We start from the raw sequence: 26,016 nt of genomic DNA, 5'->3' as shown, positions 1-26,016 counted from the left end.
GAAAATCGGCCCCAAACCCCACTTTTTGAAGAAATTTAAAAAACTTTTTAACCCCAAAAACCCCGAAATTCCGCGGGATTAGCGGGCATGAAACCGTGAATGTGAGGCGGCTCTCCAGATTTCAGCTTGCACGCCTCCAGAAAGACCCGTATAGTTATTACTCGTTCCGGTGAAAAGCCGAAAGGCGAAAAATGGAACGGTAACTCAATAGAGTAATGGGATATGGTGTAATTGGCAACACGAAGGTTTCTGGTTCCTTTGTTCTAGGTTCGAGTCCTGGTATCCCAGCTAACCTCCACTATGGAGGTTGCGGCCCCATCGTATAGCGGCCTAGTACTCCGCCCTCTCACGGCGGCAACACCGGTTCAAATCCGGTTGGGGTCACACTAGGAAAAAGCCTGGTTTCTTCGGAAGCCAGGCTTTTTTGTTTATGTCTGTATCCGTCGAAAAACCTTTTAGATTCTATGATGCCGCCAGAACCGCCTCGAAAAGCCACAAGCGCTTCGAGAAGCCACCACTTTGGTTGCTTTTCGAAACACAAGTGGCTTCTCGGCGGCAGTAAAAAAAGAGAGCGCAGAATTTGACCTTCACGCCAAGCCTCGGTATAGTCTTATCCGTAAGCGTGATTGGCGCAGTGGTAGCGCGCTTCGTTCACACCGAAGAGGTCACTGGTTCGAACCCAGTATCACGCACCAAAGAACCCCCGTTTCAAGGAACGGGGGTTTTATTATGCCCACCGGGTCAAACCCACCGGCAACAGTCCACCGCAGCGGACACAACCACCCGAGAATGAGGTACCCCGTGACAACACCCGAACTCGCCGCAGCCACCGACTACGGACGCATGTACTCCCGCAAACGCGGGGGAGAACTCCTCGTCCCCTCCATCACCACCGTCATCGGGCAGCACGCCAGCGACCTCAGCGGCTGGCACGGGTACATGGCAGCCAAAGCCGCCCTCGAAGACCAGCGCGCCTACCGCGCCACCGGATCCCACGGCCTCAAATTCGCCATCATCCGCGACGCAGCCAGCGCCTCCGAACGATACCGCGACGCAGCCGCCGCCCGAGGCGACCGCGTCCACAACTACGCAGAAGCCGTCGCCCTGCGCGCCATGGGCCGCGAACACAACCTCGACGAAAACCGCGAACAGCTCATCATCAACGGCGAACAGGCCTACGCCGACCGCTTCGACGAATGGTGGGAAGCGTTCAAGCCCCGCCCCCTCGCCGCCGAAGTCACCATCTGGAATGACACCGTCGGCTACGCGGGCACGCTCGACCTCGTCGCAGAAATCGCGGGCCGCACCTGCATTATCGACTACAAAACCAAAGGCACCGACAAACGAGGCCGCGTCAAAGCACTCGACGAGAAAGTCGTCATGCAGCTCGTCGCCGGACTCAAAGCCGAAGAATCCATCGTTGACCCTGACGAAGGCACCTGGGAGCCCTGGAAATACGGCGACGCGCCCGTCCTCATGGGCGTAGCGCTCGGCGAAACCCAAGTACTGCCGCAACAGGCAAACCCCGCCGTGCTCGAACGCAACTGGTACAAGTTCTGCGCCCTGCGCCGCGTCTGGGAATTCGACCGCCAGGTCAAAGAATTTGAAGACCCCGCGCTCATGCCCGTAGTACCGCCGCCGGTGGCATAGGGGAGAGGCCCCAACAGCCGGGGAGGTGAGGCTCAGCCCTCACCCTGCCGCCTCCACCCCCAGCGCCTCGATTCGTTCTAGATTCGCGCTACCGAATCGGCGACAATAGAACAAATAGGCAGAACGGCGCCCGCGCGCCCACTGGCAAGAACCCGCTACTGGGAGAGCCTCCCAGCGCAGTTCTGCCACCACATTGAAATCCGTAAGCACATTCCCGGCACCTGCCGGCAGAGGAGAACCATGACCATCCTGAGCATCCGCACCGTGGGCGACCCGGTGCTCCGCAGCGTCTGCGACCCCATCACCGTCTTCGACGACGACCTGGCACGACTCATCGACGACATGCTAGAAACCATGTACGACGTGGGCGGCGTGGGCCTTGCCGGCCCGCAGGTTGGCATCTCCAAGCAGATTTTCACCTTCGGCGGCATTGACGACCGCGAAGGCTACATCATCAACCCCGTGCTTGAGGTCGGCGAAGAAGACCAGGAAGGCGGCGAAGGCTGCCTGTCCGTGCCCGGTCAGAAGTCCGCGACCCCGCGCAAGAACTGGGCGCGCGTGACCGGCGTGGATCGCCACGGTGAACCCCTCGTACTGGAGGGTGAGGGCCTGTTCGCGCGCATGCTGCAGCACGAAACCGACCACCTGCACGGCAAGCTCTTCATCGACCGCCTCGTGGGAGAAGATCGCCAGCGCGTCATGCGTGCCCTGCGCGCCGCAGACTACAACACTGTCGCCGCGAAGACCGTGACCGAGCGTGCAACCCGCGTGGGCGGTGCCTTCGGTGCCGGTGGCGCGTTCGGTGCAGGTTCTGCTGGTTCTTCCTTCGGTAGCTTCGGAAAGTAGGTCCACATGCTCAACATTATTTACGCAGGCACCCCCGACGTCGCCGTGCCTCCGCTCGACTACCTCGCGAACTCCGATAAGGTGCGCGTGGTCGGCGTGCTCACCCGCGAAGACGCCCCCGTGGGCCGCAAGCGCGTGCTCACCCCCTCCCCGGTCGCGCAGCGTGCCGAAGAGCTCGGCCTGCCCATCGTGAAGGCAAACCGCTGGAATGACGAAGCCGCCGCGGCCATCGCCGAACTGAACGCTGACGCAGCCGCCGTGGTCGCCTACGGTGCCTTGCTGCCGCTGTCCGCGCTGGAATCCCTGCGCTACGGCTGGGTCAACCTGCACTTCTCCAAGCTGCCCGCATGGCGCGGCGCCGCCCCCGTACAGCGCGCCCTCATCGCCGGTGAGCAGGAAATTTTCTCCACCACCTTCCTTCTTGAAGAAGGCCTGGATACCGGCCCCACCTTCGAACAGGAATCCACCCCCGTGGCCGCCGACGACACCGCAGGCAGCGTGCTGATGCGCCTCGCCACCAGCGGTGGTGCGCTGCTCGAGCGCACCTTTGAACGTCTCGAAGCCGGCGAGAGCGGCACCGCGCAGGTCGAGGACGAGTCGGTCAGCTACGCCTCCAAGATGAGCATCGCCGACGGCCGCCTCACCTGGACCGAGCCCGCCGAACAGATCCTGGCGCGCTTCCGCGGCGTGACCCCCGAACCCGGCGCCTGGTGCGAACTGGGCGAAAACCGCTTCAAAATCGGCGGCCTGGCGGTTGCCGACGAGCGCCTGGTGCAGTCCCTGACCGAGGCAAACGGTGGCCCCCTCGCACCCGGTGCGGTGCGCCTGCACGCGAAGAAGGTACTGGTCGGCACCGGTACCGAACCGCTGATGCTGCTGCAGGTTCAGCCTGCCGGTAAGAAAATGATGGATGCGCCCGCGTGGGCTCGCGGCGCTGGCAAGGACATGGCGGAAGGCCTGGTGGTACTCGCATGAGCAACGAAAAGCGCCCCTACAAGGGAGGACACGGCAAGCCCGGTCACGCTGGCAATGGCAAGCCCGGCAACGGCAAGTTCAGCCAGGGTAACGGTCAGGGTGAGGGCGGTGCGAAGCGTAAGCGTCGCCGCCGCTCCGGCTCGGGTACCGGCTCGGGTGCTGGCGTGAACGAGCAGAACCGCCAGCAGAACCAGCGCTCCCAGAATCAGCGCTCCCAGGGCCGCCCGCAGAAGTGGGATGACAACTCTCGCGGCGACAAGAAGCGCTTCGAACCGCGCGGCGAAAATCGTCATGAGAACCGCGCAGAGTCCCGCACCGGCCGCCGCTTCGACGGCCTGACCAGCGTCGAACGCGCCGCACGCCGCGCCAAGACCGAGCACGACGACACCAAACGCGGTGGCGGCGGCACCTCCCAGCGCAATAAGAGCGGCCACGAACGCAACCGCCGCTCCATGTCCGCCCGCGAATTCTCCGAGGCGGCACCCTCCGCACGCTCGCGTACCGCAGACACCGCACGCGCAACCGTCTTCGACGTATTGCGCTCCGTTGCCGAATCTGACGCCTACGCGAACCTCGTGCTGCCCAAGGCGATTCGTAGCCACCGCCTTGACCACCGCGACGCAGGCTTCGCAACCGAGCTGACCTACGGCACGCTGCGACACCAGGGCACCTACGACGCAATCCTGCGCCACTGCGTGGACCGCCCCCTCGAGAAGGTCGGCACCACCACCCTGATCGTGCTGCGCATGGGCGTGCACCAGCTGCTGAACATGCGCGTGCCCGCCCACGCTGCGCTGAACCAGAGCGTGTCCCTGGCCCGCGAAAAGATCGGTGCGGGCCCGGCAAGCTTCATCAACGCGGTGTTGCGCCGCGTCTCCGAGCGCACCCCCGAAGAGTGGTACGAACTCATCATCGAGGACGCGAAGGACGACACCGAGCGCATGGCTCTGCTCGCCTCGCACCCCGGCTGGATTGTGCGTTCCATGCGTCAGGCACTGGTTGCGCACGGCCGTCCCGCCACCGAAATTGAGCAGCTGCTCGAAGCGGACAATCTCGCGCCCGTGGTGAACCTGGTGGCGCTACCCGGCCTGGGTAGCCTCGACGAGGCACGCGAACAGGGCGCCGTCGACGGCGAGCTGGTTGAGGGCTCGGCGCTGTACGCCTCCGGTGACTTGGCGCGCCTCGAATCGGTGCGTGAAGGCACCGTCCGCGCCCAGGATGCCGGCTCCCAGCTGGTAGCACGCGCGCTCGCCGCAGCACCCCTGGACGGCGCCGACACCGCCTGGCTCGACCTGTGCGCGGGCCCCGGCGGTAAGGCGGCGCTGCTCGGCGCTATCGGTGTTCAGCGCGGCGCATCCCTGGTCGCCAACGAGGCGGCACCGCACCGCGCGCAGCTCGTGGAATCCTCCATGCGCCCCCTGCCCGAGGACAGCTACACGGTGCTCACCGGTGACGGCCGCCAGATCCGCGGGACCCTGAGCAAGAACGCCTCCGCACTGCCCGGCTCCATTGAACCCGGTCAGCTTTTCGACCGCGTCATGGTGGATGTGCCCTGCTCCGGCCTGGGTGCCCTGCGCCGCCGCCCCGAGGCGCGTTGGCGCAAGTCCCCGCGCGATATCGCCGAGCTGCTACCCCTGCAGCGTCAGCTCCTAGACGCGGCCATTGAGGCGACCCGCCCCGGCGGCGTGATCGCCTACGTGACCTGCTCCCCGCACGCGGCAGAAACCCAGAACATTGTTGCCGAGGTGCTCGAAAGCGGCGCGGTCAGCCTGCTCGACTCGGCTGCCGCACTGCGCGAGGTCGCCCTGCACACCGAAGGCGCGAACGGCGAACCCGTGAGCGTGCTGGCGGGGGAGAAGGACCCCGGCCACACCCCCGAAATCAAGGTCAAGAAGGGCGCGCCGGTCGTGAAGGCTTCGGAGAACCCGACCACCGCCCAGCTGTGGCCGCACGTGCACGGAACCGACGCAATGTTCCTCGCCCTGCTGCGCAAGAACTAACCTCTTATCCACCCGGTGCCCCGCTCAACCGAGCGGGTGCCGGGGGAGTGCAACCTAAGGACAACACACATGGGTATTGCCATTAACCCCTCCATCCTCTCGGCGGATTTCGCGAACCTGCAACGCGAGCTGGAGCGCATCTCCACCGCAGACGCCGCGCATATTGACGTGATGGACAATCACTTCGTGCCGAACCTCACCTGGGGCCCGCCGGTGGTCAAGCGTCTGCGCGAGGTATCCCCGGTGCCGTTCGACGTGCACCTGATGATTGAGGACGCCGACCGTTGGGCACCTCAGTACGCCAGCATGGGCTGCGAGTCGGTGACCTTCCACGCGGAGGCGGCAATCGCCCCCATCAAGCTGGCGCGTACCCTGCGTGCCGAGGGCGCGAAGGCGGGCATGGCGCTGCGCCCGGCAACCGCCGTGGAACCCTACCTGGACATGCTCAGCGAACTGGACATGCTACTGATTATGACCGTGGAGCCCGGTTTCGGCGGCCAGGCGTTCCTGGACGTGACCCTGCCGAAGATTGCCCGCGCCGCCAAGGCGATTGAGGGCGCGAACCTGCCGGTGACCGTGCAGGTGGACGGCGGCATCACCGAGGAGACCATCCTGCGTGCCGCGGAGGCGGGCGCAACCTGCTTCGTTGCCGGTAGCTCGGTCTACGGCGTGGACGAGGCGCTCGGCGGTCCGGAGGCGGCAATCGCCTCCCTGCGTGCGGCGGTTGCCTCGGTCAAGCGTTCCGGCGCCGGATGCGGTTGCGGCCACTAGCGGTGCACGCGGGGAGTGGTGCCCCTGCGTTATGAGTCCGGTGCCCTGATTCGGCGCCTGTACTGAATAAACCTCATACGCCCCGTTGTGAAGAGCGCGCCCCGTCGCGGTTCTTCGCTGCGGGGCGTTTTGTGTACGCAGGGCGGGGGAGAACCACCCCTTTTAAGTGACATAATGTCAGCAAGACTATGACAAAGCGTGAAATATGTTAACCCGCGGAATTCCGCGGCAAAACCGGGTATTGCGACGGTCGGAGAAGCCAAACTGAACCCGCCTTGATGTAACACTCAGATATCTGTAAGGTTAGGTATAGTTTAGTCATTTATAGGGGGAACTATGTCTTTCAACCGAACCGAGCTGACCGACGCCGAGAACCACGGCGCATCGGGCGTTAACCGCCGCGCATTCTTCGGCCTGGCGCTCGCCTCTTCGGCTGCTCTCGCCCTCGCGGCATGCAGCAGCGAGACCACCACGACCACCACTTCCGGCGGTTCCACCTCGGGTGGCTCCGGTAATGGCGGCACCCGCACCATCAAGGATATTGACGAAGAGAACGTAGAAGTTCCCGCCAACCCGCAGAAGGTTATCGTCCTCTCCGAACCCACCCTCGACGGCCTGCTCGCCCTCGGCGTGACCCCCGTCGGTTCCGTCTCCGGCCGCGGCCAGTCCGGTGTGCCCAACTACCTTGCCGACCGCGCCAAGGGCGTGCAGATCATCGGCACCGTCGCGCAGGTCAACTACGAGCAGATCGGCAACCTCGAGCCCGACCTGATTCTGGTCGACTCCACCGGCGTGGACAAGCGCTCCGACGCCTACGAAACCCTCAAGAAGATCGCCCCCGTGGTCTACTGCGGCTACGCGGGCGGCGACTGGCGCATCAACTTCCGCAACGTTGCAAACGCCATGAACATGGCGGACAAGGGCGAAGAAGTCATCAAGGCATACGAGTCAAGCGCCGCAACCCTGAAGGAGCAGCTGGCACCCAAATACGGCGACAAGACCTTCTCCATCGTGCGCTGGGCAGGCAACGGCCCCGCCCTCATTCTGAAGGAACTGCCCGCCGGTCAGGTGCTCACCGACCTGGGCCTCAAGCGCCCCGAGGCGCAGGACCGCAACGGCCAGGGCCACTCCGAGCCTGTCTCTCTGGAGAACCTGGCAACCATCGACGCGGACTACATGTTCCTCGGTACCCTCGGCGGCGCAAGCCAGCAGAACCCGAACGCGCAGGGTACCGCGGGCTTGCAGGGCGCCGAAGAGGCACTGAAGAAGGCGAAGGAAACCTCCGGCTTCACCAACCTGAAGGCAGTCAAGGACGACCACGTCATCCTGGTTGAGGGCTCCAAGTGGACCTCCACCGGCGGCCCGCTGCTACTCAACGGCATTATCGAAGACGTCAAGAAGGCGCTTCCGATCTAAAACGCCCCGCTCTAAACACCCGGTGAAGTAATCACCCGCCGAGGCTTTCTGAACCCCTGCTCGCCGCGACCTAAACTCGCGGCGGGCAGGGGATGCACGACCCACCACACCATCCTCAAGGACCACAATGACCGAAACCCGACCCGCACGCACCGCAGCCCGCTACGGTGCCGTCGTGGCGCTCGCCGGCGCGCTCATCACCCCCGGAGCCGCGCTGACCGGTACCACCATCGCATTTGCGGACACCCCCGTAGCCACCCAGCAGGACGCTAAGGCTACCGTGACCATCTCCACCGAGAAGTGGCGCGAAGGCAAGCTTGTGCTACGCGGAACCGGCTTCACCAGCACCGCATCCGGCCGCGGCGCAGTGTTCGCCGTGAAGTTCCTCGACGCCCTGCCGGATGAGGCTCACCAGGCGATTAACCCGCTCACCAAGCAGGGCGGCAACTCGCCCGCGAACTTCATGGCAATCGCCAAGGAGGACGGCACCTTCGAGGTTGAGGTCTCCCTGCCGACCCCCGAAAACACCGGTCTGACCGCTGAACAGCTCAAGAACAAGGGCTGGATCGTGGAGGGTACCAGCCACCGTATTCAGGTGCTTTCCGGCTCCCTGGGCGGTATGGACGCTGACGGTAACACCTACGATCGTCGCGCATCTGTGGCGCAGAATATTACGCTGAGCGACCCGGCTCCGAGCCCGGCACCGACCGCTGAGCCCACTGCTGACCCCAGCGCCACCGCTGAGCCTTCTGCGACTGCCGAGCCTACCGCAGACCCTTCGGCTACCGCGGACCCCAGCGCAACTGCAGATCCCACCCCCGCGCCTACCGCGGATCCGACCCCCGCACCCAGCGCAGACTCGAAAACCTGCGCTCCCGCTGACGGCTCCTTCACCCCGCGCCTGACCATCGAGAACCCGAAGGCTGTTCAGGGCGGCAAGCTGCACCTGACCGGTGACGGCTGGTGCAACCCCGAGGACAAGAAGGCATCCGTTATCGGTCTGAAGATTGATGACGGCAAGGTGTCCCGCAACGACGCCACCGCAGTCAACGACAACCGCACCATCTGGGCTATTGTTACCCCCGATGAAAACGGCCACATTGACGCCTGGATTGACCTGCCCACCCGCGACAACGCAGCCTTCAAGAACGACGAAGACGCCGCGAAGTACGCCTCCGGTGAGCACACCCTGCGCCTGCTGACCGGTAGCCTGCGCGACGGTGACCGCTCCGGCACCTACGGCGGCACCAACAGCCAGGGTGGCGTGAACACTACCTTCACCATCGGCGAGTACGCACCCGGTGATGCACCCGAGCCGATTAGCGCCTCCGAGCTGACCGACGGTAACGGCGTGCAGGTGAGCCGCGAGGGCTCCACCGTGACCGTGACCGTGCCGAACGCCGAGCCGGGCACCTGGGTGTACGCCGCGACCTACCTGGGCAACTCCCCGCAGACCCTGTACGGCTCCGGCTGGAAGCGCCTCGACGGTAACCGCAGCTTCAGCTACGAAACCAGCGTGAGCATGCCCGCCGCCACCTACCGCGTGGTTGTGCACAACGGCAACCAGGGTGCGCAGAACGCCGTGCTCGGTTTCGCAGAGCTGACCGTGGAACGTGCTGTTACCCCTCGTCAGGAAGTTTCCCGCGATGAGCAGGACGCCACCGACCAGCTGGTCGAAGAGCTGAACGAGAACCCCGCAACCAGCACCTCCACCGCGCCGGTTCCCATGCGTAACGCGGGCGGCCGCATCAGCACCCGCGCCACCGACGTGGACGCATCCCTCGCCGCACTGTCGCAGAGCACCTCCCCGATCGTGAACCGCGTGCAGGCGAAGGCGAAGGTTCAGAGCGCGCAGAAGAACCTGGCAACCAACCTGCAGAAGACCGAGGCTAACGCAAAGAAGGCTGTGAAGGCCGCGGGAGGTTCGAAGAACTCGCAGAACACGCAGGGCTCCCAGAACTCGGCCGCAGGTACGAAGGCTCAGGGCCCTGTCATTGAGGGTACTGAGCTGACCGGTCTGACCAAGTGGGTGGTCAACAACGCCAACAACCTGCTGCTCTCGGCGGCTGGCCTGGTGGTTTTGGCCGCGGCTCTAATCCTGCGCACCTCCAAGAAGTAAGCTCTCTGACCACACATTCATACCGGCACCGGTTCACGCCCCGCACCCTTGAACAGGGGTGTGGGCCGGGTGCCCCATCAACCACTCGGGTCACAACCCGCTGAACAGCACTGACGCAATCCTCGTAGCGTTCAGCTCGACCCCGGTAATTTTTGAAAGGACCACCATGCGTGCACCTTTTTCGGGAGCCCCGAAGGCTTCTCTGACCTCTAAGGCGCTGACCGCCTGCGCCGCCGCAACCCTGGCGCTGGGCTTGGGTGTCGGCACCGCTTCCGCTCTGCCTCCGGGCGGTGCGAAGGCATCTACCCCCGGCACCTCCTCGACTGTCTCTTCTTCGGTGAATGAGCACGGCGTGATTTCCTTTAGCGTGAGCGGTTTCCCCGCGAACACTGTGGTGTCCGTGAAGGTTGACGACGGCGATCTGTGCCCCTCTGACGCGGCTCAGGGCGCTTGCGTGGTGCACACCCAGAAGACCGACAGCAACGGCAACGTCTCCGGTTCTTTCGTTCTGCCGGATGTTGGCGCTGGCACCCACACCCTGCGTTTCCTCGCGACCGGTGAGAAGCGCGATAAGGACGGCAAGTACCTGGGTACCGAGGCGTACACCAACCGCAGCCCCGAGTTCACCGTGGTGGGCGAGGGCGGTTCGGATAACTCCTCCTCGAACTCTTCGGGTTCTTCCTCGAGCCGTGGCTCTTCCAGCTCGAAGAGCAACGGCGGTTCCTCGAATGGCGGTTCGAACTCTAATAACTCCGACTCTGCAGACGACGCTCAGGGCTCTAACGAGTCCAACGAATCTTCGTCCAACGGCGGTTCGAACGGCTCCTCGAACGGTTCTGCAGGTGGCGCGGCTGAGGCTGAGACCGTGTACACCGATGCTGACGGCAACACCATCACCAAGGAAGAGTACGATCGTCTGAACTCGGAGGCTGATTCCTCGGGTACTACCTCTGGTTCTTCTAACGCTTCCTCTGCGCCTTCGGCTTCTGCGGCTGCGGGCGAGAAGAAGGCGACCGCTTCGGCGAGCGCATCTTCTGCGGCTGTTGCGCGCGGTACTGCGTCGAGCCCGAGCGCTTCGGCTTCGGGCGCGGCTAACACCGCATCCACCGTGCAGACCGTGACTTACGGTGCTGCGTTCCCGTGGGTTGGCGTGGTGGTTCTGGGCGTGAGCGTGGTGGCTGCCGCTGCGCTGCTGCTGGCCCGTAAGCGCTAAGACTTAACGTCGGATGCGGGTGGGGGAGTGACCCGCCCGCTCCGGCGTTTCTCTCATTATCTACCGGTGTGCCGGGTGCCCCCTCCTGATGTGGGGTGCCGGGGTGCGCCTCCCTGTTTTCTTGTATCGAGCATAAGGAGCATAGTGGCCCGCACGAGCTCATTGTCCCGAGGTGTTCAGCAGGAGAGTACGTCCCGTCAGGGGTCTGTGATTCAGGGGCAGAAGTTGGGTAAGCGCCTGACTTTTCTGTTCTTGTTTGCGGTGCTTTTGGCGGGTGCTGTGGCTGCTTCTTTGCTGTTCGGATCGAATAATCTTCCGCCGGATGAGGTTCTGGCTGTTTTCAATGGCACTGCTTCTGAGCAGGCGCAGACGATTGTGATGGAGCAGCGTATTCCGCGTACGCTGGTGGGTCTTGCGGCTGGTGCCGCGTTGGCTGTTGCCGGTTCGCTGATGCAGTCGTTGACCCGTAACCCGTTGGCTGAGCCCGGTCTGATGGGTGTGAATGCCGGTGCTGCGGTGGCTGTGATTGCTTCCGTGGTGGTTTTCGGCGTCATGGGTATTTGGCAGTACATGATTGCTGCGACGATTGGTGGTGCGTTGGCTGCGGTGCTGGTGTACACGCTGGGTCGTGGCCGTGATGGCTCGATTGTGAAGCTTGCGTTGGCGGGTGTGGCGATTTCTGCGGCGCTGTCGGCGATTGCGCAGGGCCTGATTTTGGCTGATCAGGATGCGTATAACGAGTTCCGCGTGTGGGTTGCCGGTTCGCTGGAGGGCCGCGGCATGGATATCGCGTCGACGGTGGGTCCGGTAATTGTGCTGGGTGTGCTGGTGGCGTTCTTTGTGGCTCCTGCGATTAATGCTCTGAGTATGGGCGAGGAGGCGGCGACCAGCCTCGGCGTGAGCGTGCGTACGACCCAGAACCTGACTCTTCTTGCGGTGACGGTGCTTGCCGGTGCGGCGACTGCTGCGGTGGGTCCGATTGGTTTTGTGGGCTTGGCGGTGCCGTTTGTGGTGCGTGCTCTGCTCGGTAATGATGTGCGCTGGGTGAATTATGGTTCGGCGCTGTTGGGTCCGGTGTGGCTGCTGTGTGCTGACGTGTTGGCGCGTGTGCTGGTGGCTCCGCAGGAGACTCAGGTGGGTATTGTGGCGACTCTTGCCGGTGCCCCGGTGTTCTTGTTCTTGATGACTCGTCGTAAGGTGGAGGCTCTCTAATGTCGAATTCTTCCGCTCTTTCGACGGCGACTGCCACCAGCTCCGCTAATCGTGCTGCGCGTCGTCGCGGCCGTGATTTGGGTGGCCGCCCGGTGCTGACGGTGCGCGGTCCTGTGAGTGCTCAGGTGCCGTGGCGTGTGCTGATTCTGAATGTGGCGTTGGTGGTGCTGATTGCGGCACTGGCGTTTTGGGGCATGCTGCAGGGTGACTATAAGCTCGCTCCGGAGAAGGTCATTCCGGCGTTGATGGGTGAGGGTAAGCAGATTGCTGTGGCTTTCGCTCAGCAGCGTGCGGCGCGTATTGTGGCGGCGCTTCTGGTGGGTGCGGCGCTTGGTCTGTCGGGTGCGATTTTCCAGGTGATTTCGGGTAATGCTCTGGGTTCGCCGGATATTATCGGCTTCACGAATGGTGCCGCGACCGGTGCGCTTTTGCAGATTATTGTGTTCAATTCCGGTCCCGTTGAGGTTGCCCTGGGTGCTGTGGTTGGTGGCTTGGCGACCTCGGTGTTGGTGTGGCTGTTGACCCGCCGTACGGGTCTGCACGGCTTCCGCCTGGTGCTGGTCGGTATTGGTGTGGGCTCGACCCTGGCGGCGTTCAACGCGCTGCTGGTGGTGCGTGCCTCGCTGACTCAGGCGCAGACTGCGGCGTCTTGGCTGGCTGGTTCGCTGAATGACATTACCTGGGAGCGTACCTACGCGCTGCTGGGTCTGCTGCTGGTGGTGACTCCGCTGCTGCTGATGCTGGTCCGCCCGCTGGGCGCGATTCGTTTTGGTGACCAGGTGGCATCCGGTTTGGGCGTGAGCGTGAACGCGTACCGTGTGGCGGCGCTGTTCATCGGTGTGCTTCTGGTATCGCTGGCGACCGCGACGACCGGCCCGATTGCCTTTGTCGCCCTGGCGGCACCGCACATCGCGAAGACCCTCTCCCGTAGCGGTGGGGTGGGTTTCACCTCCGCGGCACTCATGGGCGCGCTCATGGTGCTCGGCTCCGACCTGATTGGCCGATTCGCCGTTCCCGGCCGCATCATTCAGGTGGGCGTGGTGACCGGCGCGATTGGCGGCCTGTACCTGATTTACCTGATTTACCTCGAAAGGAAGAAGAGCTAGTGAACACTAGTGTGACGACCCGCCTTGAAGGCGAGAACATGGTGGTTGCCTACGGTGAGCATACGGTGCTCAACGGGGTAGATTTTCAGGTGCCGGAGGGGGAGCTGACCGTTATTCTGGGCCCGAACGCCTGCGGCAAGTCGACCACCCTGAAGGCTCTTGCCCGCGTGAACCCGCTCAAGGATGGCGAGGTTCGCCTGGACGGCACCCCGCTGCCGCAGATGAAGTCCCGCGCTATCGCCAAGATCCTGGCGATGCTGCCGCAGACCCCGGAGGCGCCCAGCGGCGTGACCGTGGCGGACGTGGTGGCGCGCGGCCGCTATCCGCACCAGTCGCTGCTGCGCTCCTGGTCCGATGAGGACGAGCAAGCTTGCGTGGAGGCGATGCAGGCGGCGAACGTTCTGGAACTTGCCGAACGCCCCATTGAGGCGCTGTCCGGCGGTCAGCGTCAGCGTGTGTGGATTGCCATGACCCTGGCGCAGCAGACCCCGCTGATTCTGCTGGATGAGCCGACCACCTACCTGGATATCACGCACCAGATTGAGGTGCTGAACCTGACGAAGAAATTGCATTCCGAAGGTCGAACGGTAGCTGTGGTGTTGCATGACCTGAACCTTGCTTTCAGGTATGCTACTCATGTTGTGTTAATGAAGCAGGGTCGGATTATCGCTCAGGGCGATCCGCGTGCGATAATTACACCGGAACTTATTCAGGAAGTTTTTGACCTGCAATCGGTCATTATTCCTGATCCATGCACTGGTACTCCTCTGGTGATTCCTAAGGAGAACCAATCAATTCATATTGCCGCTGACGCTATTTCGGCGGCCCGCGAAAGCAAATAAGTTTTCGCCCCTAAGCCGCGTGGGAGTTTGCGCCACCTGTCTCAGTACGGGTGGAAAAGCTCGGCATTGCGCCAAGCAGCGAACGTTAGGATCTGAGGGACCCAGGATTCCCTGCGCGTAGGGCGCCTACCCGGTGCTCGCCCGTCTTTGACGCATGAACGGAAACGAGCACTGGGTAGGTTCCATTTTGGGAACCCGCAGATGAGGCACCGAGACTGCCGCATGAGACCTTGAAAGTTGCGACTTGAGAGGTTTGATGCACGGTCTCGGTGCCTCATCTCATTTAACCGCCCGGTTTGTGCCGCCTATTCGTGCAGTCTATTCTGGCGCCCCAATTTTCGACCCCATTTTGGGGGCGAGAAAGCTGCCCGCGTTCGCTGTCATCTTGTCATGTTTTGGTTCTTTCGCTTTTTCCTTTGGCTAGAGTTTGGGTAAGGGATACCATAGAGTGAGGTAGTAGAGGCTAACTAACGATAATGCGCCTCCTCACCGATTCTCACCGATTGAGTGTTTCCACAGACCAAGGAGGAACCGTTGGGCCAGCACGAACCCACCGCGACCGTTCCCGCACAGGCTACTTCTGTGCAGACTGCTTCTGCCCAGGCTACTTCTGCGCAGCCGCGTACCGTTGCGCCGGCTGTGCGCCCGACCCCTCCTAAGACCCCGCGCCCCGTACCGGCACCGCGCGTGGACAGCCCCCTCATCAGCGCCCTCATCGCCGAGGCGGTCAGCCCCGAAGAGCTGAACGCCCGCATCCTTGAGGTCGTCTCCGAAGGCACCCCCATTATTGAGCCGGCGCACCGCGAAGACGGCAGTATCAGCGAGAACGAGCGCATCGTCACCTTCCTCTACCACAATGAGCAGGCGGAGCAGGTGCTCATGTTCATCAACCGCCTGACCGATGAGAAGAACCTCGACCGTTCCCTCATGACCCGCATTGAGGGCACCGGCTGGTGGCAGCTGAGCATGCAGATGGAAACCACCTGGCGTGCCTCCTATAACTTCTTGCCGGCGCTGCCCGGCGAGCGCCCCACCTGGCTGGGTGACGACGACCAGGTGCGCCTGCGCGCCGCCCTGGACTCCGGCGAAGGTGACCCGCTGAACCCCGAGACCGTATGCAACCGTATCGGTCGTTGCATGGGTGTGGTGCAGCTTGAGCACGCCCCGGTGCAGGAGTTCATCCTGACTCAGGAAGAGATTGACGCGCTGCCCGCCCCCGAGTGGATGCAGACCTCTGACGGTCACCAGTACGTGCTTGGCCGCGTGGGTGACCCCGCCCCGGACGCGCCGCTGTTCATCCAGTTCGACGGTGAGATGTGGTTCACCCAGGGTATGGAGCAGACCCTCAACCGCGCCCATGAGGCGGGCCGTATTCCGGCGATGCATGTGTTCTTCCTGCACTCTGGCGGTCGTGAGAACCGTTGGAAGGAACTGAACGGCGACAATCCGATTGCCGACTACCTGGTGGAGATTGCGTTCCCGCACCTGGAGGCGGTGCACGGCATTAAGACCGACCCGCAGAACATTGTGATTAACGGTCAGTCGCTGGGTGGTCTGTCCTCCCTGCTGGCGGTGCTGAGCCGTCCGGAGGCGTTTGGCGGCGCGATTGCGCAGTCTTCGTCGCTGTGGCAGCCGCAGGTCATGGACCGCCTGGACGAGCTGGAGGCGGCGGGTGAGATTGATCGTCTGCGTCACCTGCAGCTTGAGATTGAGGTGGGGGAGCAGGAGTGGATTCTGGTGCCGCCTCACCGCGAGTTGAAGACGCGCCTGGAGAAGCTGGGCCTGGAGAATGCACGCTGTACGACCTTCAATGGTGGCCACGATTATGCGTGCTGGCGCGGTGCGATTGTGCCGGCGCTGGAGCGCATGATTGCTTCTTGCCGTCAGGATGCTGACGCTGAGCGGGGCTCCGCGGAGGATCAGCGAGATGCCGCCTAAGCTTCTACGGGGGTGGGTCCCCGCTGGAGCCGCCCCGCATGGTGGGCGTGCGGGGTTCCCGTTAGGGTAAACACCGCCGCGCCCGTATCCTAGAGAAGTACATCCTAAGAGATGTGCAGCACTACCGAGCCGCGAGGGGTACCGAAGGGTACCCGGCGTAGGTTGCGCACCCGCCCTCATTGACGAGATGGCATCACGCTGCGAACACAACGTGAGCGCTATAGAAATCGCAAACGACACAGAAATCGAGAGAAGATGACCGTAGAACGTAGCCCCCTGGCCCCCACGCCGCTCATCCCCGAGTCTTTTGCCGCGAAGTACCGCGAAGCCGGCTACTGGATTGACCAGACCATCCCCGAGTTCCTGCTCGATGCCTGCCGCGCGAAGCCGCACTTCCCGGCGTTGGTGGCGCTTTCGCACGCGCAGCTCGATGAGGACGGCAAGCCCCAGCAGATTCGCCTCTCCTACGGTGAGCTGGAGGCGGCAGGCCGTGCCGCTGCGGCGCGCCTCGTGAAGGCTGGCGTGCAGCCCGGTGACCGCGTGCTGCTGCAGCTGGGTAACACCGCCGAGTACCTGGTGTACCTGCTGGGTATTTTCTGGGCGGCTGCGCTGCCGGTGTTCTGCCTGCCGCAGCACCGCACGACCGAGCTGGTTCACTTTGCGACCCGCACCGACGCGGCGGCGCACGTGTTCTCTTCGCTGACCCCCGGCGCGGATTTCACCGCCCTGCACGAGGACGTTGCCGCCGAGCTGCGCAAGAACTCCCTGGAGCCGCCGGTTGCTATTGACGTTGCGGAGCCGCTGACCCCGCTGACCGAGGAAGAGCTCGCTGAAGAGTTCGTGCCCGGCGTCATTCAGAACACCGAGAAGACCCGCGCGAGCGAGCAGGTGGCGTTCCTGCAGCTCTCCGGCGGTACGACCGGCATTTCGAAGCTGATTCCTCGCACCCACGCCGCCTACCTGTACTCGGTGCGCGGCTCGGTCGACATCTGCAAGCTGAACAACAACACGACCATGCTCGTGGTGCTGCCCGCCGCCCACAACTTCACGATGAGCTCGCCCGGTATTCTGGGCGTCATGTGCGCCTCCGGCAAGCTGGTGTTTGCGGCGGATCCGTCCCCGCAGACCGCGTTCCACCTCATTGAGATGGAGGGTGTGACCACCTCCGCGCTGGTGCCGCCGCTGGCTCAGGCGTGGGTCGCCTCCGCGGAGAAGCGCGGCGTGTCCCTGCCGTCCCTGCAGACCCTGCAGGTGGGCGGTTCGAAGCTCGCTCCGGCGGTTGCGGGCAAGATCGAGTCGGTGCTCGGCTGCACCGTTCAGCAGGTGTTCGGCATGGCTGAGGGCCTGGTGAACTACACCCGTTCCACCGACATGATTGAGCTGCGCCTGCGGACCCAGGGCTACCCGATTAGCCCCGACGACGAAATCCTGATTGTTGATGATCAGGACCAGCCGGTCAAGCGCGGCGAGAGCGGCCACCTGCTCACCCGCGGCCCGTACACGATTCGCGGCTACTACCTGGAGGAAAACGCGAACCGCTACGGCTTCACCGAGGACGGTTTCTACCGCACCGGCGACATTGTGCGCCTGGTTGCGGGCAAGTACCTTGAGGTGACCGGTCGCGCGAAGGACCAGATTAACCGCAACGGCGAGAAGATTGCCGTGGACGAAATTGAAGAGCTGGCGCTGACCCACCCCGACGTTTTTGACGCCGTGGTTCTGGGCATCCCGGACGAAACCGTGGGCGAGCGCGTGGGCCTGGTCATTGTGCCGAAGGAAGGCGCCGACCTGGGCGACAACCCGCGCCGCACGATGCACGAGTTCTTCACCTCGAAGAAGCTGGCCGACTTCAAGATTCCCGAGCGCGTGCAGGTTCTGCAGGAGCTGCCCACCACGAACGTGGGTAAGATTTCTCGCCGCGAACTGCGCGCCAAGCTTGCCGAAATTTTCGGCTAACCCTTACGCCCCCTACCCCTATTGAGGAGAAAAATGTCCGCATTTGAGACCCTGCGCCCCATCATGGAGAAGTACATCGTCGAGCCCGACTCCCTGCAGACCGCTTTTGACGAGCCGACCACCGACCTGTTCTCCCTGGGCATGGACTCGATGGGCTGCTTCGCCCTGCTCGACGACCTTGCCGCTGAGGGCGCCGTAATTGAGTTTACCGAGCTGGTGGAGAACCCGACCGTGGAGTTCATCGCCTCCCGCCTGGGCTAAGCGTTATCACACCCCGAGTGCCCGCCTGCCGCGAATGCAGGCGGGTGCCCGGGGTGTTTGCTACTCGCCTCGTTTTTCTGTGCGCCGGTTTTACGCCGTGTTGTGTGGCTGCGTTTACCCTTGTCAGTGCACTTCTGTCAGCGCACTTCTGCCAGCGTGAAGCGGCGGGGCAGTAGCCTACCTTTCACACCTACCTTTAACACACCGCATATCATCCCTAATCCAGACCCTTGTTCCAGACCTTGAGAGGCCACCATGGGCGTAGCTGATACTACCGCAACCGCTAGCTTCGGGACTGCTTCCGACCTTCGCACCGCCGCGAACCCCTCCGCACAGCACAGCGCTGACAGCCCCTGGCTGCCGCTGACCACTAACGCACGCGGCATCTACTTTGCCGCCGCGATTGACCCGACGAACCCCTGCTACAACACCGCGGAGGTTCTGCAGTGTCCCGCGGACACCGACCTCGCTCTGCTGCGTGAGGCTTTTGAACAGCTCTACCGCGAGAACGAGGGTTTCCGCGTGCGCACCCGCATTGCCGATGGTGCCGCCTCCCAGCAGATTCTGACCGAGGAAGCGTTCCTTTCGGGCATTGACCTGCTCGTAGATGAAGGGGAGCTGAGTGGCACCGCCGAGGCGGGGGAGGAGAACGCCTCTGACCTGCCTGACTCTGATTTGCCCGCGCCGGTACGCGCCTGGGCGCAGCGTCTGCTCGCCCAGCCCCTCGCGACCGATGAGGGAGTGACCGTGCGCAGTGCCGTGGCCCGTTACGGCGGGTTCCTCTGGGTCTACCACTCCTTCTCCCATGTGGTTGCCGACGGGTTCGCCGCGTTCAACGGCCTCTCCCGCGTCGCCGCTATTTACCGTGCTCTGCCCGCCGGTCAGCCGGTTCCGGCAACCCGCCGCATGAGCCTGCAACAGCTGCTCGACGCCGACGATGCCGCCTCCACCGCCCGTGACGAAGACGTCGCCTTCTGGGAGGCGAGCGGCGCCCTGGAACAGGAAGACACCTCCCTGGCGGGTCGTACCGCCTCCCCGTCGGCTCAGTCTGTGCGCCTGGCGTTCAGCATTGACGTGCCCACCCAGCAGGCTCTGCTGGATGCGGCAAAGCAACACGCCGTCTCCTGGCCCGTGTTGGCGACCGCCGCCGTCGGCTCGTACCTGGCGCGTGTGGGCGGCTACCCGCAGGCTTCGTTCGGCGTGCCGCAGATGAACCGCATGTTCGCCCGCACCCTGCCGGAGGCGACCCGCGCTCTGGGCACGGCTAGCGCGCAGACCGGCTGTACCGCGGTGAACGTGCTGCCGGTGCAGGTTGCGGCGACCGGCCCCATCGCGGAGTCCCTGCACTCGGTGAAGGAACAGTACGCCCGCAACGCGGAGCATCCGCTGGCTCGTCAGGAAGACCTCGAGCGTACCGCACGTAATGCCCAGTCCAGGCTGTTTGGTGCGCAGATTAACGTGGTGCCCTTTGACGCGGTGCTGCCGCTGGCGGCGCCCTCCAAGGACGAGCCCGGATCCGCGGTACCGACTGCGCGCATCCACAATATCTCTGCCGGTCCCGTTGCTGACGCGACCTTCACCCTGCGCGGCATGCCCGGCCGCGGCAACAGCATCTCCTGCGAGATTGACATGAACCCGGCGCTCTACACCGCTGAGGAGCTGGAACGTCACGCCGCCCGCCTGAGCGAGTGGCTGCCCGCCTACGCGGCGGAGGCGCAGCGCGAGGACGCCTCCCTGAACAACCTGGGTTTGGCGACCGCGGCTGAACTGGCAACCCTGCGCGAGCTGACCGCCCCGGCGCTGACCGACCACCCGATGGAGTATAAGACCCTGCTGGGCCGCTTCCGTGACGCGGTGGCGGCGCATCCGCAGGCGCTCGCAGTGCTGGATTCCGCCCCCGCACCCGGCGAGGTGCTCACCCCCGAGTCGGAGCGTGCCTACACCTTCGACCGCGCCCTCACCTACGCCGAGCTGGACGAGCGCGCCCGTGCGCTTGCCGCGCAGCTGCTGGACTGGGGCGTTCACCCCGGTGACGCGGTGGGTCTGCGCGTGCACCGCGGCGCCGAGCAGTACGTGGCTCTGTACGCCCTGCTGTACGCCGGCGCCACCTATGTGCCGGTGCTTCCGGATCTGCCCGCCGAGCGTGTGGGCGTGATGATGGAGGACGCCGAGTGCTCCCTGCTGTTGCACGGCCCCGGCCTGCACCCGCTGAGCGCGGAGGAGCTGAACCCGCAGGAGCCGCAGCGTCACGCGAACCTGCCGCAGCACACCCTACCGCAGCTGAGCATTGAGGAACCTGTACAGGCACCCGCCGCTGAGGAGCTTCCGGGCGCGAAAACCGGCCTGGACGAGGACGCTTACGTGCTCTTCACCTCCGGCTCTACGGGCAGGCCTAAGGGCGTTGCCATCAGCCACCGCGCGATTGATAACCGCCTGCGCTGGCAGCAGCACCAGATTCCGGTGGGGGAGGGCGACCGCGTTCTGCACAAGACCCCCATCTCCTTTGACGTGCACGTGTGGGAGCTGTACTGGCCGCTCGCCGAGGGTGCCGCCGTGGTCATTGCCGCCCCGGAGGGTCACCGCGACCCCGCCTACCTGGCGCGTGTGATTGCCGAGCAGTCCGTCACGGCGGTGCACTTTGTGCCGACCATGCTGTCGGCGCTGACCTCTTCACCGGCGGCGCGCCGCATCTTGGCGGATGCTGGCTTCGGTCAGGATCGAGAGCAGCCCCTGCGCTACGTGGTTTGCTCGGGTGAGGCGCTGCAGAAGGACCAGGTGCAGGCTGCGGGCGAGGTTCTGGGCGTGTACCCGCTGAACCTGTACGGCCCGACCGAGGCGGCGGTGGATGTCACCTTCTGGGAGACCGCCGCCGACCCGCAGCGCGAGAGCGTGCCCATTGGCGAGCCCGTCTGGAACACCGGCACCCTGATTCTTGACCCGACCGGCCACCCCGTGCCGGTGGGCGTGACGGGTGAGCTGCACCTGTCGGGCGTGCAGCTGGCGCGCGGCTACAAGAACAACCCGCAGGCGACCGCGGCGGCTTTTGTGGAGCAGGCTCCTGCCGGTTCGCTCGCGCTGCTGAACGGTGAGAGTCAGCGCCTGTACCGTACGGGCGATTTGGCGTGCTGGGAGATTCTTCCCGATGGTCGCGCCGTCATTGGTTACCGAGGCCGCACGGACTATCAGATTAAGGTGCGCGGTCAGCGCCTGGAGCTGGGCGATATTGAGATGGCTCTTGCCGCGGTTGAGGGGGTGAGCGCTTCGGTGGCTCTGCTGTACCGCGGCCTGCGTGAGCCTGCCCTGGCGGCGGTGCTGGAGGTCGGCGATGTGTCCGCCGAGCGTGCTGAGCAGCTGGTGGAGGCGGCGCGTGAGCATTGCGCGCAGGTTCTGCCGGACTACATGGTTCCGACCCTGTGGCACACCCTGCCTGCTCTGCCGGTGAGCCCCTCCGGCAAGGCGGATCGCAAGCTGTTGGCGTCCCTGGACCTGACCCCTCAGACTTCTGATGCTGAGGGTCCGCACGGCCTGCTGGAGCAGCAGCTGTGCTCGATTATTGCCGGTGTGCTGGGTCGTGAGCGTTTCGGCGTGGATGAGGATTTCTTTGCCTCGGGTGGTCATTCGCTGGCGGCTCTTGAGGTGATTGCCGCGGTTGAGGAGCAGCTGGGTTTGAGCGTGAGCATTGGTGCGCTGTTTGCGCATCCGACCGTGCAGGCTTTGGCGGCGTCTATTGCGGGCGAGCGTGGCGAGGGTGCGGAGTTCGCGCCGGTTCTGCCGCTGCGTGAACATCCTGCCGCGCACGACGCTACCGATGCCCCCGCGCCGCTGTTTATCCTGCCGCCTGCGGGTGGTTTGGGCTGGTGCTATGGGGGGTACCTTTCGCATCTTCCGGCTCAGCAGGGTGTGTATGCTTTGCAGGCTGAGGCGTTCTCTGACCCGCAGGCTGGGTTCGCGTCGAGCCTGCAGGAGCTGGCTGAAGGCTACCTGAAGCTGATTGAGAAGACTCTGGCGGAGCGTTCGTTGCCGCGTCGTTTTGCCCTGATGGGCTGGTCTGTGGGCGGTACCGCCGCGGTGCAGGTGGCGGCTTTGGCGCAGGCTGCGGGTGCGCAGGTTGAGCGTGTGGTTCTGTTGGATGCGTATCCTTCGGAGCAGTGGCAGGGCGTGCCTGCGCCGGATGAGCAGGAGAGCTTCCGCGCGCTGCTGCGTATGGGCGGCCTGCCGGAGCCTGCCGCTGATGAGCAGCTTGATTTGCCGGGTACGTTGGAGCGTCTGCAGAGGGCAGGTTCGGCGATGGGTTACCTGCCGGAGGAGAAGTTGGGCGTGTGCCTGGGTAGTATGCGTGCTTCGGCGGCACTCATGCGTGGTGCTGAGCAGGCGTTCTTTGATGGTGATGTGTTGCTGGTGGGTGTGCCGCACGAGGATCAGCCGTACCTGGATGCGGCGGGTTGGGCGGCGCATGCGTCGTCGTTCCGTTCGGTGCTGTTGGAGGGTACGCACCCTGATCTGGTGAACCCGGCGCGTCTGGCGGAGGTGACCGGCCACTTCGCCAGCTAGCCTCACCGGCGCCCCAATAACTGAAGTAGTCCGGAGGTAATAGTCGTTACCTCCGGGCTACATCGGTTAAAACATGCGGTTGAGTTAAAACACGAATGCCCCCGGTTGATGAATCATCAACCGGGGGCATCGTTTAGCGTCTAACGCAGAACCGGGGTTCTACAGCTAAATGCTTAGTGCTGCTCCAGCTCGGAGTTAGCGTTCACGTTGAGCAGGTCGTACTTAGCGAATGCCTTCGCGGGAACGTCTGCTGCAACCTCGCCGCGCTTTGCCAGCATCTGCAGGGTGCGGACAACAACCGACTCTGCATCGATGTGGAAGAAGCGACGTGCACCCGGGCGGGTGTCTGCGAAGCCGAAGCCGTCAGCACCCAGGGTTGCGAAGTCGTTCGGAACGAACTGGCGGATCTGGTCGGGAACATCCGAAGCGAAGTCGGTGGTCGCGACGATCGGGCCAGCAGCGCCAGCCAGCTTCTGGGTCACGTAAGGAACGCGAGCGGGCTGGTTCGGGTTCAGCAGAGCCTCTTCCTCAGCGGCAATACCGTCGCGGCGCAGCTCGGTCCACGAGGTGACAGACCAGACGTCTGCGGAGACGCCCCAGTCCTCAGCCAGCAGCTGCTGAGCCTTCTCAGCCCACGGAACAGCAACGCCGGATGCCAGCAGCTGTGCCTTGGGGCCGGAGGTCAGCGGGGACTCGCTAATCTTGTGGATACCCTTGATGATGCCCTCAACGTCAACGTTTGCCGGCTCAGCAGGCTGGTGAATCGGCTCGTTGTACACGGTCAGGTAGTACATGACGTTGTGGTCTTCGTCCTTGGTACCGTACATCTGCTCGATACCGCGCTCCACGATGTGAGCGATCTCGTAGCCGTAAGCCGGGTCGTAGATCTTGAACGCCGGGTTGGTGGACGCCAGAATCGGGGAGTGGCCATCGTTGTGCTGCAGACCCTCACCGGACAGGGTGGTACGACCTGCGGTTGCACCGATGACGAAGCCGCGGCACAGCTGGTCGGCAGCAGCCCAGAAGCCGTCGCCAGTGCGCTGGAAGCCGAACATCGAGTAGAAGATGTAAATCGGGATCATCGGCTCGCCGTGGGTGTCGTAGGAGGAGCCCAGTGCGATGAACGCAGCGGTTGCGCCTGCCTCGTTAATACCCACGTGAACGATCTGGCCCTCGGGGGACTCGGTGTAGGTGAGCATGAGCTGGTGGTCAACGGGCACGTAGTTCTGGCCGTTGGGGTTGTACAGCTTAGCCGAGGGGAAGAAGGAGTCCATACCGAAGGTACGTGCCTCATCGGGGGTGATGGGAGCGATACGGTGACCGAAGCCCTTCACACGCATGAGGTCCTTCATCAGGCGGACGAACGCCATGGTGGTAGCAGCGGTCTGCTTGCCGGAGCCCTTCTTGGTCTGTGCGTAGACCTTGGACTCGGGCAGGATAATCTCAGGCTGGGTGTTTGCACGGCCGGGGATGTAACCGCCGAGTTCCTTGCGGCGTGCCTGCATGTACTGCAGTGCCGGGTGGTTTGCCTCGGGCAGGTAATACGGCGGGTTGTACAGATCCTTCTCCAGCTCCTCGTCGGAGATGGGGATGTTCAGGTGGTCACGGAAACCCTTCAGTGCTTCCATGGTGAACTTCTTGATCTGGTGGGTGGAGTTACGTGCCTCGAAGTAGGGGCCGAGCTCTGCACCCTTAATGGACTGTGCCAGGATGACGGTGGGCTTGCCCTTGGTCTCCATAGCTTCCTTGTAAGCTGCGTAGAGCTTCTTGTCGTCGTGGCCACCCAGGCGCAGGTTGAAGATCTGCTCGTCGGTCAGGTCTGCAACCAGTTCCTTGGTCTCGGGGTACTTGCCGAAGAAGTGCTCGCGGATGTAGCCGCCGTCTTCACCGCGGAAGGTCTGGTAGTCACCGTCAAGGGTCTCGTTCATCAGCTGGATGAGCTTGCCGCTCTTGTCCTTCTTGAGCAGCTCGTCGTAGTCGGAGCCCCACAGGACCTTGATGACGTGCCAGCCTGCGCCGCGGAAGAATGCCTCGAGCTCCTGAACGATCTTGCCGTTACCGCGAACGGGGCCGTCCAGACGCTGCAGGTTGCAGTTGACGACGAAGGTCAGGTTGTCCAGGTGCTCGTTTGCAGCCAGCTGCAGTGCACCACGCGACTCGGGCTCGTCCATCTCGCCGTCGCCCAGGAATGCCCAGACGTGCTGCTCGGAGGTGTCCTTGATCTTGTGGTTGTGCAGGTACTTGTTGAAGGATGCCTGGTGGATTGCGTTCAGGGGGCCCAGACCCATGGAAACGGTCGGGAACTGCCAGAACTCGGGCATGCAACGGGGGTGCGGGTACGAAGGAATACCGTTTGCGCCCTTGGTCTTCTCCTGGCGGAAGCCGTCCATCTGCTCTTCGGTCAGGACGCCCTCAACGAATGCGCGGGAGTAGACACCGGGGGAGGAGTGACCCTGGAAGAAGACCTGGTCGCCGCCACCGGGGTGGTTACGGCCGCGGAAGAAGTGGTTCTGGCCCATTTCGTAGAGGTCAGCAACACCTGCGAAGGTGGAGATGTGACCGCCAACGCCGATGCCCTTCTTCTGGGCACGCTGAACCATGATTGCTGCGTTCCAACGAATCCATGCGCGGTACTGGCGCTCGAGTTCCTCATCGCCGGGGTACTCGGGCTGCTGATCAACGGGGATGGTGTTGATGTAGTCGGTCTTGGTCAGAGTCGGGACCTTAACGCCCTTTGCGCCAGCCTCCTTGAGCAGTGCGCGAAGGATGTACTCTGCACGCTCGGTGCCGTGAGTCTTGATAAGGTCCTCGAGGGACTCAGCCCATTCCTGGGTCTCTTCTACGTCGATGTCCTTGAGGCCATCAAGAAGGGTGCTCAGGGAGTGCTCGTTCGGTACGTTAGCCAAACTAATCCAACCTCTCTTCTGTGCGGTTGTGAGATCGCCCGCCGCGCGATGTTGCGTTGTCGAACAATCTTTGTGTTTAAGCGCTATAGGTCTGTGAGACCTACTTCGCTTCTTATCTCTACTATCTTAGACCTAAAGGTGCCTCTCTTGGTCTCAAATGGGGGTTTTTGTGATGTGGGTTTCGCATTGTGGCTCTCTGAGTGGAAAAAATGCGCATTAAAAGTGCTAGTTATGGTCTTTTTGCACCTAAATAG

Annotated in this window: 16 protein-coding genes and 3 tRNA genes; 18 read left to right on the top strand and 1 reads right to left on the bottom strand. The window is 63.5% G+C overall.

Translation table 11 applies throughout. The features are described from left to right. Nucleotides 1-216 precede the first annotated feature (216 nt). The 18 genes from HXO69_RS05475 (at nucleotide 217) to HXO69_RS05390 (ending at nucleotide 22,856) form a co-directional block, all read left to right on the top strand. Nucleotides 217-288, top strand: a tRNA-Gln gene (locus HXO69_RS05475). A gap of 23 nt (nucleotides 289-311) precedes the next feature. After that, a tRNA-Glu gene (locus tag HXO69_RS05470) sits at nucleotides 312-384 on the top strand. 236 nt (nucleotides 385-620) lie between these two features. Continuing rightward, a tRNA-Val gene (locus HXO69_RS05465) sits at nucleotides 621-695 on the top strand. Between the two features lie 106 nt (nucleotides 696-801). Further along, complete coding sequence (locus tag HXO69_RS05460) at nucleotides 802-1,650, top strand: PD-(D/E)XK nuclease family protein (RefSeq protein ID WP_296545786.1); 849 nt, start codon at nucleotides 802-804, stop codon at nucleotides 1,648-1,650. Between the two features lie 240 nt (nucleotides 1,651-1,890). Then, nucleotides 1,891-2,496: a peptide deformylase gene (gene def / locus HXO69_RS05455; protein ID WP_070831269.1), complete on the top strand. Its 606-nt coding sequence runs from the start codon at nucleotides 1,891-1,893 to the stop codon at nucleotides 2,494-2,496. A gap of 6 nt (nucleotides 2,497-2,502) precedes the next feature. After that, nucleotides 2,503-3,471 carry a methionyl-tRNA formyltransferase gene (gene fmt / locus HXO69_RS05450; RefSeq protein ID WP_296545784.1) on the top strand — a complete coding sequence of 323 codons (969 nt, stop codon included), beginning with the start codon at nucleotides 2,503-2,505 and terminating at the stop codon, nucleotides 3,469-3,471. After that, nucleotides 3,468-5,471 carry an RsmB/NOP family class I SAM-dependent RNA methyltransferase gene (locus tag HXO69_RS05445; RefSeq protein ID WP_296545782.1) on the top strand — a complete coding sequence of 668 codons (2,004 nt, stop codon included), beginning with the start codon at nucleotides 3,468-3,470 and terminating at the stop codon, nucleotides 5,469-5,471. Before fmt ends, HXO69_RS05445 begins: the two co-directional genes overlap by 4 nt. Nucleotides 5,472-5,540: 69 nt before the next feature. Beyond that, nucleotides 5,541-6,242, top strand: coding sequence for a ribulose-phosphate 3-epimerase (gene rpe, locus HXO69_RS05440; RefSeq protein WP_296545780.1), 702 nt, complete (start codon nucleotides 5,541-5,543; stop codon nucleotides 6,240-6,242). Between the two features lie 336 nt (nucleotides 6,243-6,578). Further along, nucleotides 6,579-7,658, top strand: a complete 1,080-nt coding sequence (locus HXO69_RS05435; protein ID WP_296545778.1) for an iron-siderophore ABC transporter substrate-binding protein — start codon at nucleotides 6,579-6,581, stop codon at nucleotides 7,656-7,658. 127 nt (nucleotides 7,659-7,785) lie between these two features. After that, on the top strand, nucleotides 7,786-9,777 hold the full coding sequence (locus HXO69_RS05430) for a peptidase (RefSeq protein ID WP_296545777.1): 1,992 nt from the start codon (nucleotides 7,786-7,788) through the stop codon (nucleotides 9,775-9,777). Nucleotides 9,778-9,943: 166 nt separating this feature from the next. Continuing rightward, nucleotides 9,944-10,990, top strand: a complete 1,047-nt coding sequence (locus tag HXO69_RS05425) for a plasmid partitioning protein (RefSeq protein ID WP_296545775.1) — start codon at nucleotides 9,944-9,946, stop codon at nucleotides 10,988-10,990. Between the two features lie 144 nt (nucleotides 10,991-11,134). Continuing rightward, the gene (locus tag HXO69_RS05420) at nucleotides 11,135-12,202 is read left to right on the top strand and encodes an iron ABC transporter permease (protein ID WP_296545773.1); all 1,068 of its coding nucleotides are present in this window, start codon (nucleotides 11,135-11,137) and stop codon (nucleotides 12,200-12,202) included. Beyond that, nucleotides 12,202-13,308, top strand: coding sequence for an iron chelate uptake ABC transporter family permease subunit (locus tag HXO69_RS05415; RefSeq protein ID WP_296545771.1), 1,107 nt, complete (start codon nucleotides 12,202-12,204; stop codon nucleotides 13,306-13,308). Before HXO69_RS05420 ends, HXO69_RS05415 begins: the two co-directional genes overlap by 1 nt. After that, a complete protein-coding gene (locus HXO69_RS05410) occupies nucleotides 13,308-14,150 on the top strand; it encodes an ABC transporter ATP-binding protein (protein ID WP_296545770.1) in 843 nt (280 codons plus the stop codon). Before HXO69_RS05415 ends, HXO69_RS05410 begins: the two co-directional genes overlap by 1 nt. A 534-nt stretch (nucleotides 14,151-14,684) precedes the next feature. After that, entirely contained in the window at nucleotides 14,685-16,088 is a 1,404-nt protein-coding gene (locus HXO69_RS05405; RefSeq protein ID WP_296545769.1) for an enterochelin esterase domain-containing protein, read from the top strand. Nucleotides 16,089-16,343: 255 nt separating this feature from the next. Beyond that, on the top strand, nucleotides 16,344-18,044 hold the full coding sequence (locus HXO69_RS05400) for a (2,3-dihydroxybenzoyl)adenylate synthase (RefSeq protein WP_296545768.1): 1,701 nt from the start codon (nucleotides 16,344-16,346) through the stop codon (nucleotides 18,042-18,044). A 33-nt stretch (nucleotides 18,045-18,077) separates the two neighbouring features. After that, nucleotides 18,078-18,305, top strand: coding sequence for a phosphopantetheine-binding protein (locus HXO69_RS05395; RefSeq protein WP_294628908.1), 228 nt, complete (start codon nucleotides 18,078-18,080; stop codon nucleotides 18,303-18,305). Nucleotides 18,306-18,560: 255 nt separating this feature from the next. Further along, nucleotides 18,561-22,856 carry an amino acid adenylation domain-containing protein gene (locus HXO69_RS05390; protein WP_296545766.1) on the top strand — a complete coding sequence of 1,432 codons (4,296 nt, stop codon included), beginning with the start codon at nucleotides 18,561-18,563 and terminating at the stop codon, nucleotides 22,854-22,856. 173 nt (nucleotides 22,857-23,029) lie between these two features. Here the strand turns inward: HXO69_RS05390 and aceE are convergent, their stop codons facing one another. Further along, nucleotides 23,030-25,762, bottom strand: coding sequence for a pyruvate dehydrogenase (acetyl-transferring), homodimeric type (gene aceE / locus HXO69_RS05385; protein ID WP_296545764.1), 2,733 nt, complete (start codon nucleotides 25,760-25,762; stop codon nucleotides 23,030-23,032). Nucleotides 25,763-26,016 lie beyond the last annotated feature (254 nt).

This window comes from Rothia sp. (in: high G+C Gram-positive bacteria) (assembly GCF_015265375.1).
GTDB lineage: Bacteria > Actinomycetota > Actinomycetes > Actinomycetales > Micrococcaceae > Rothia.
This window is presented reverse-complemented; position numbering and strand designations above follow the sequence as displayed.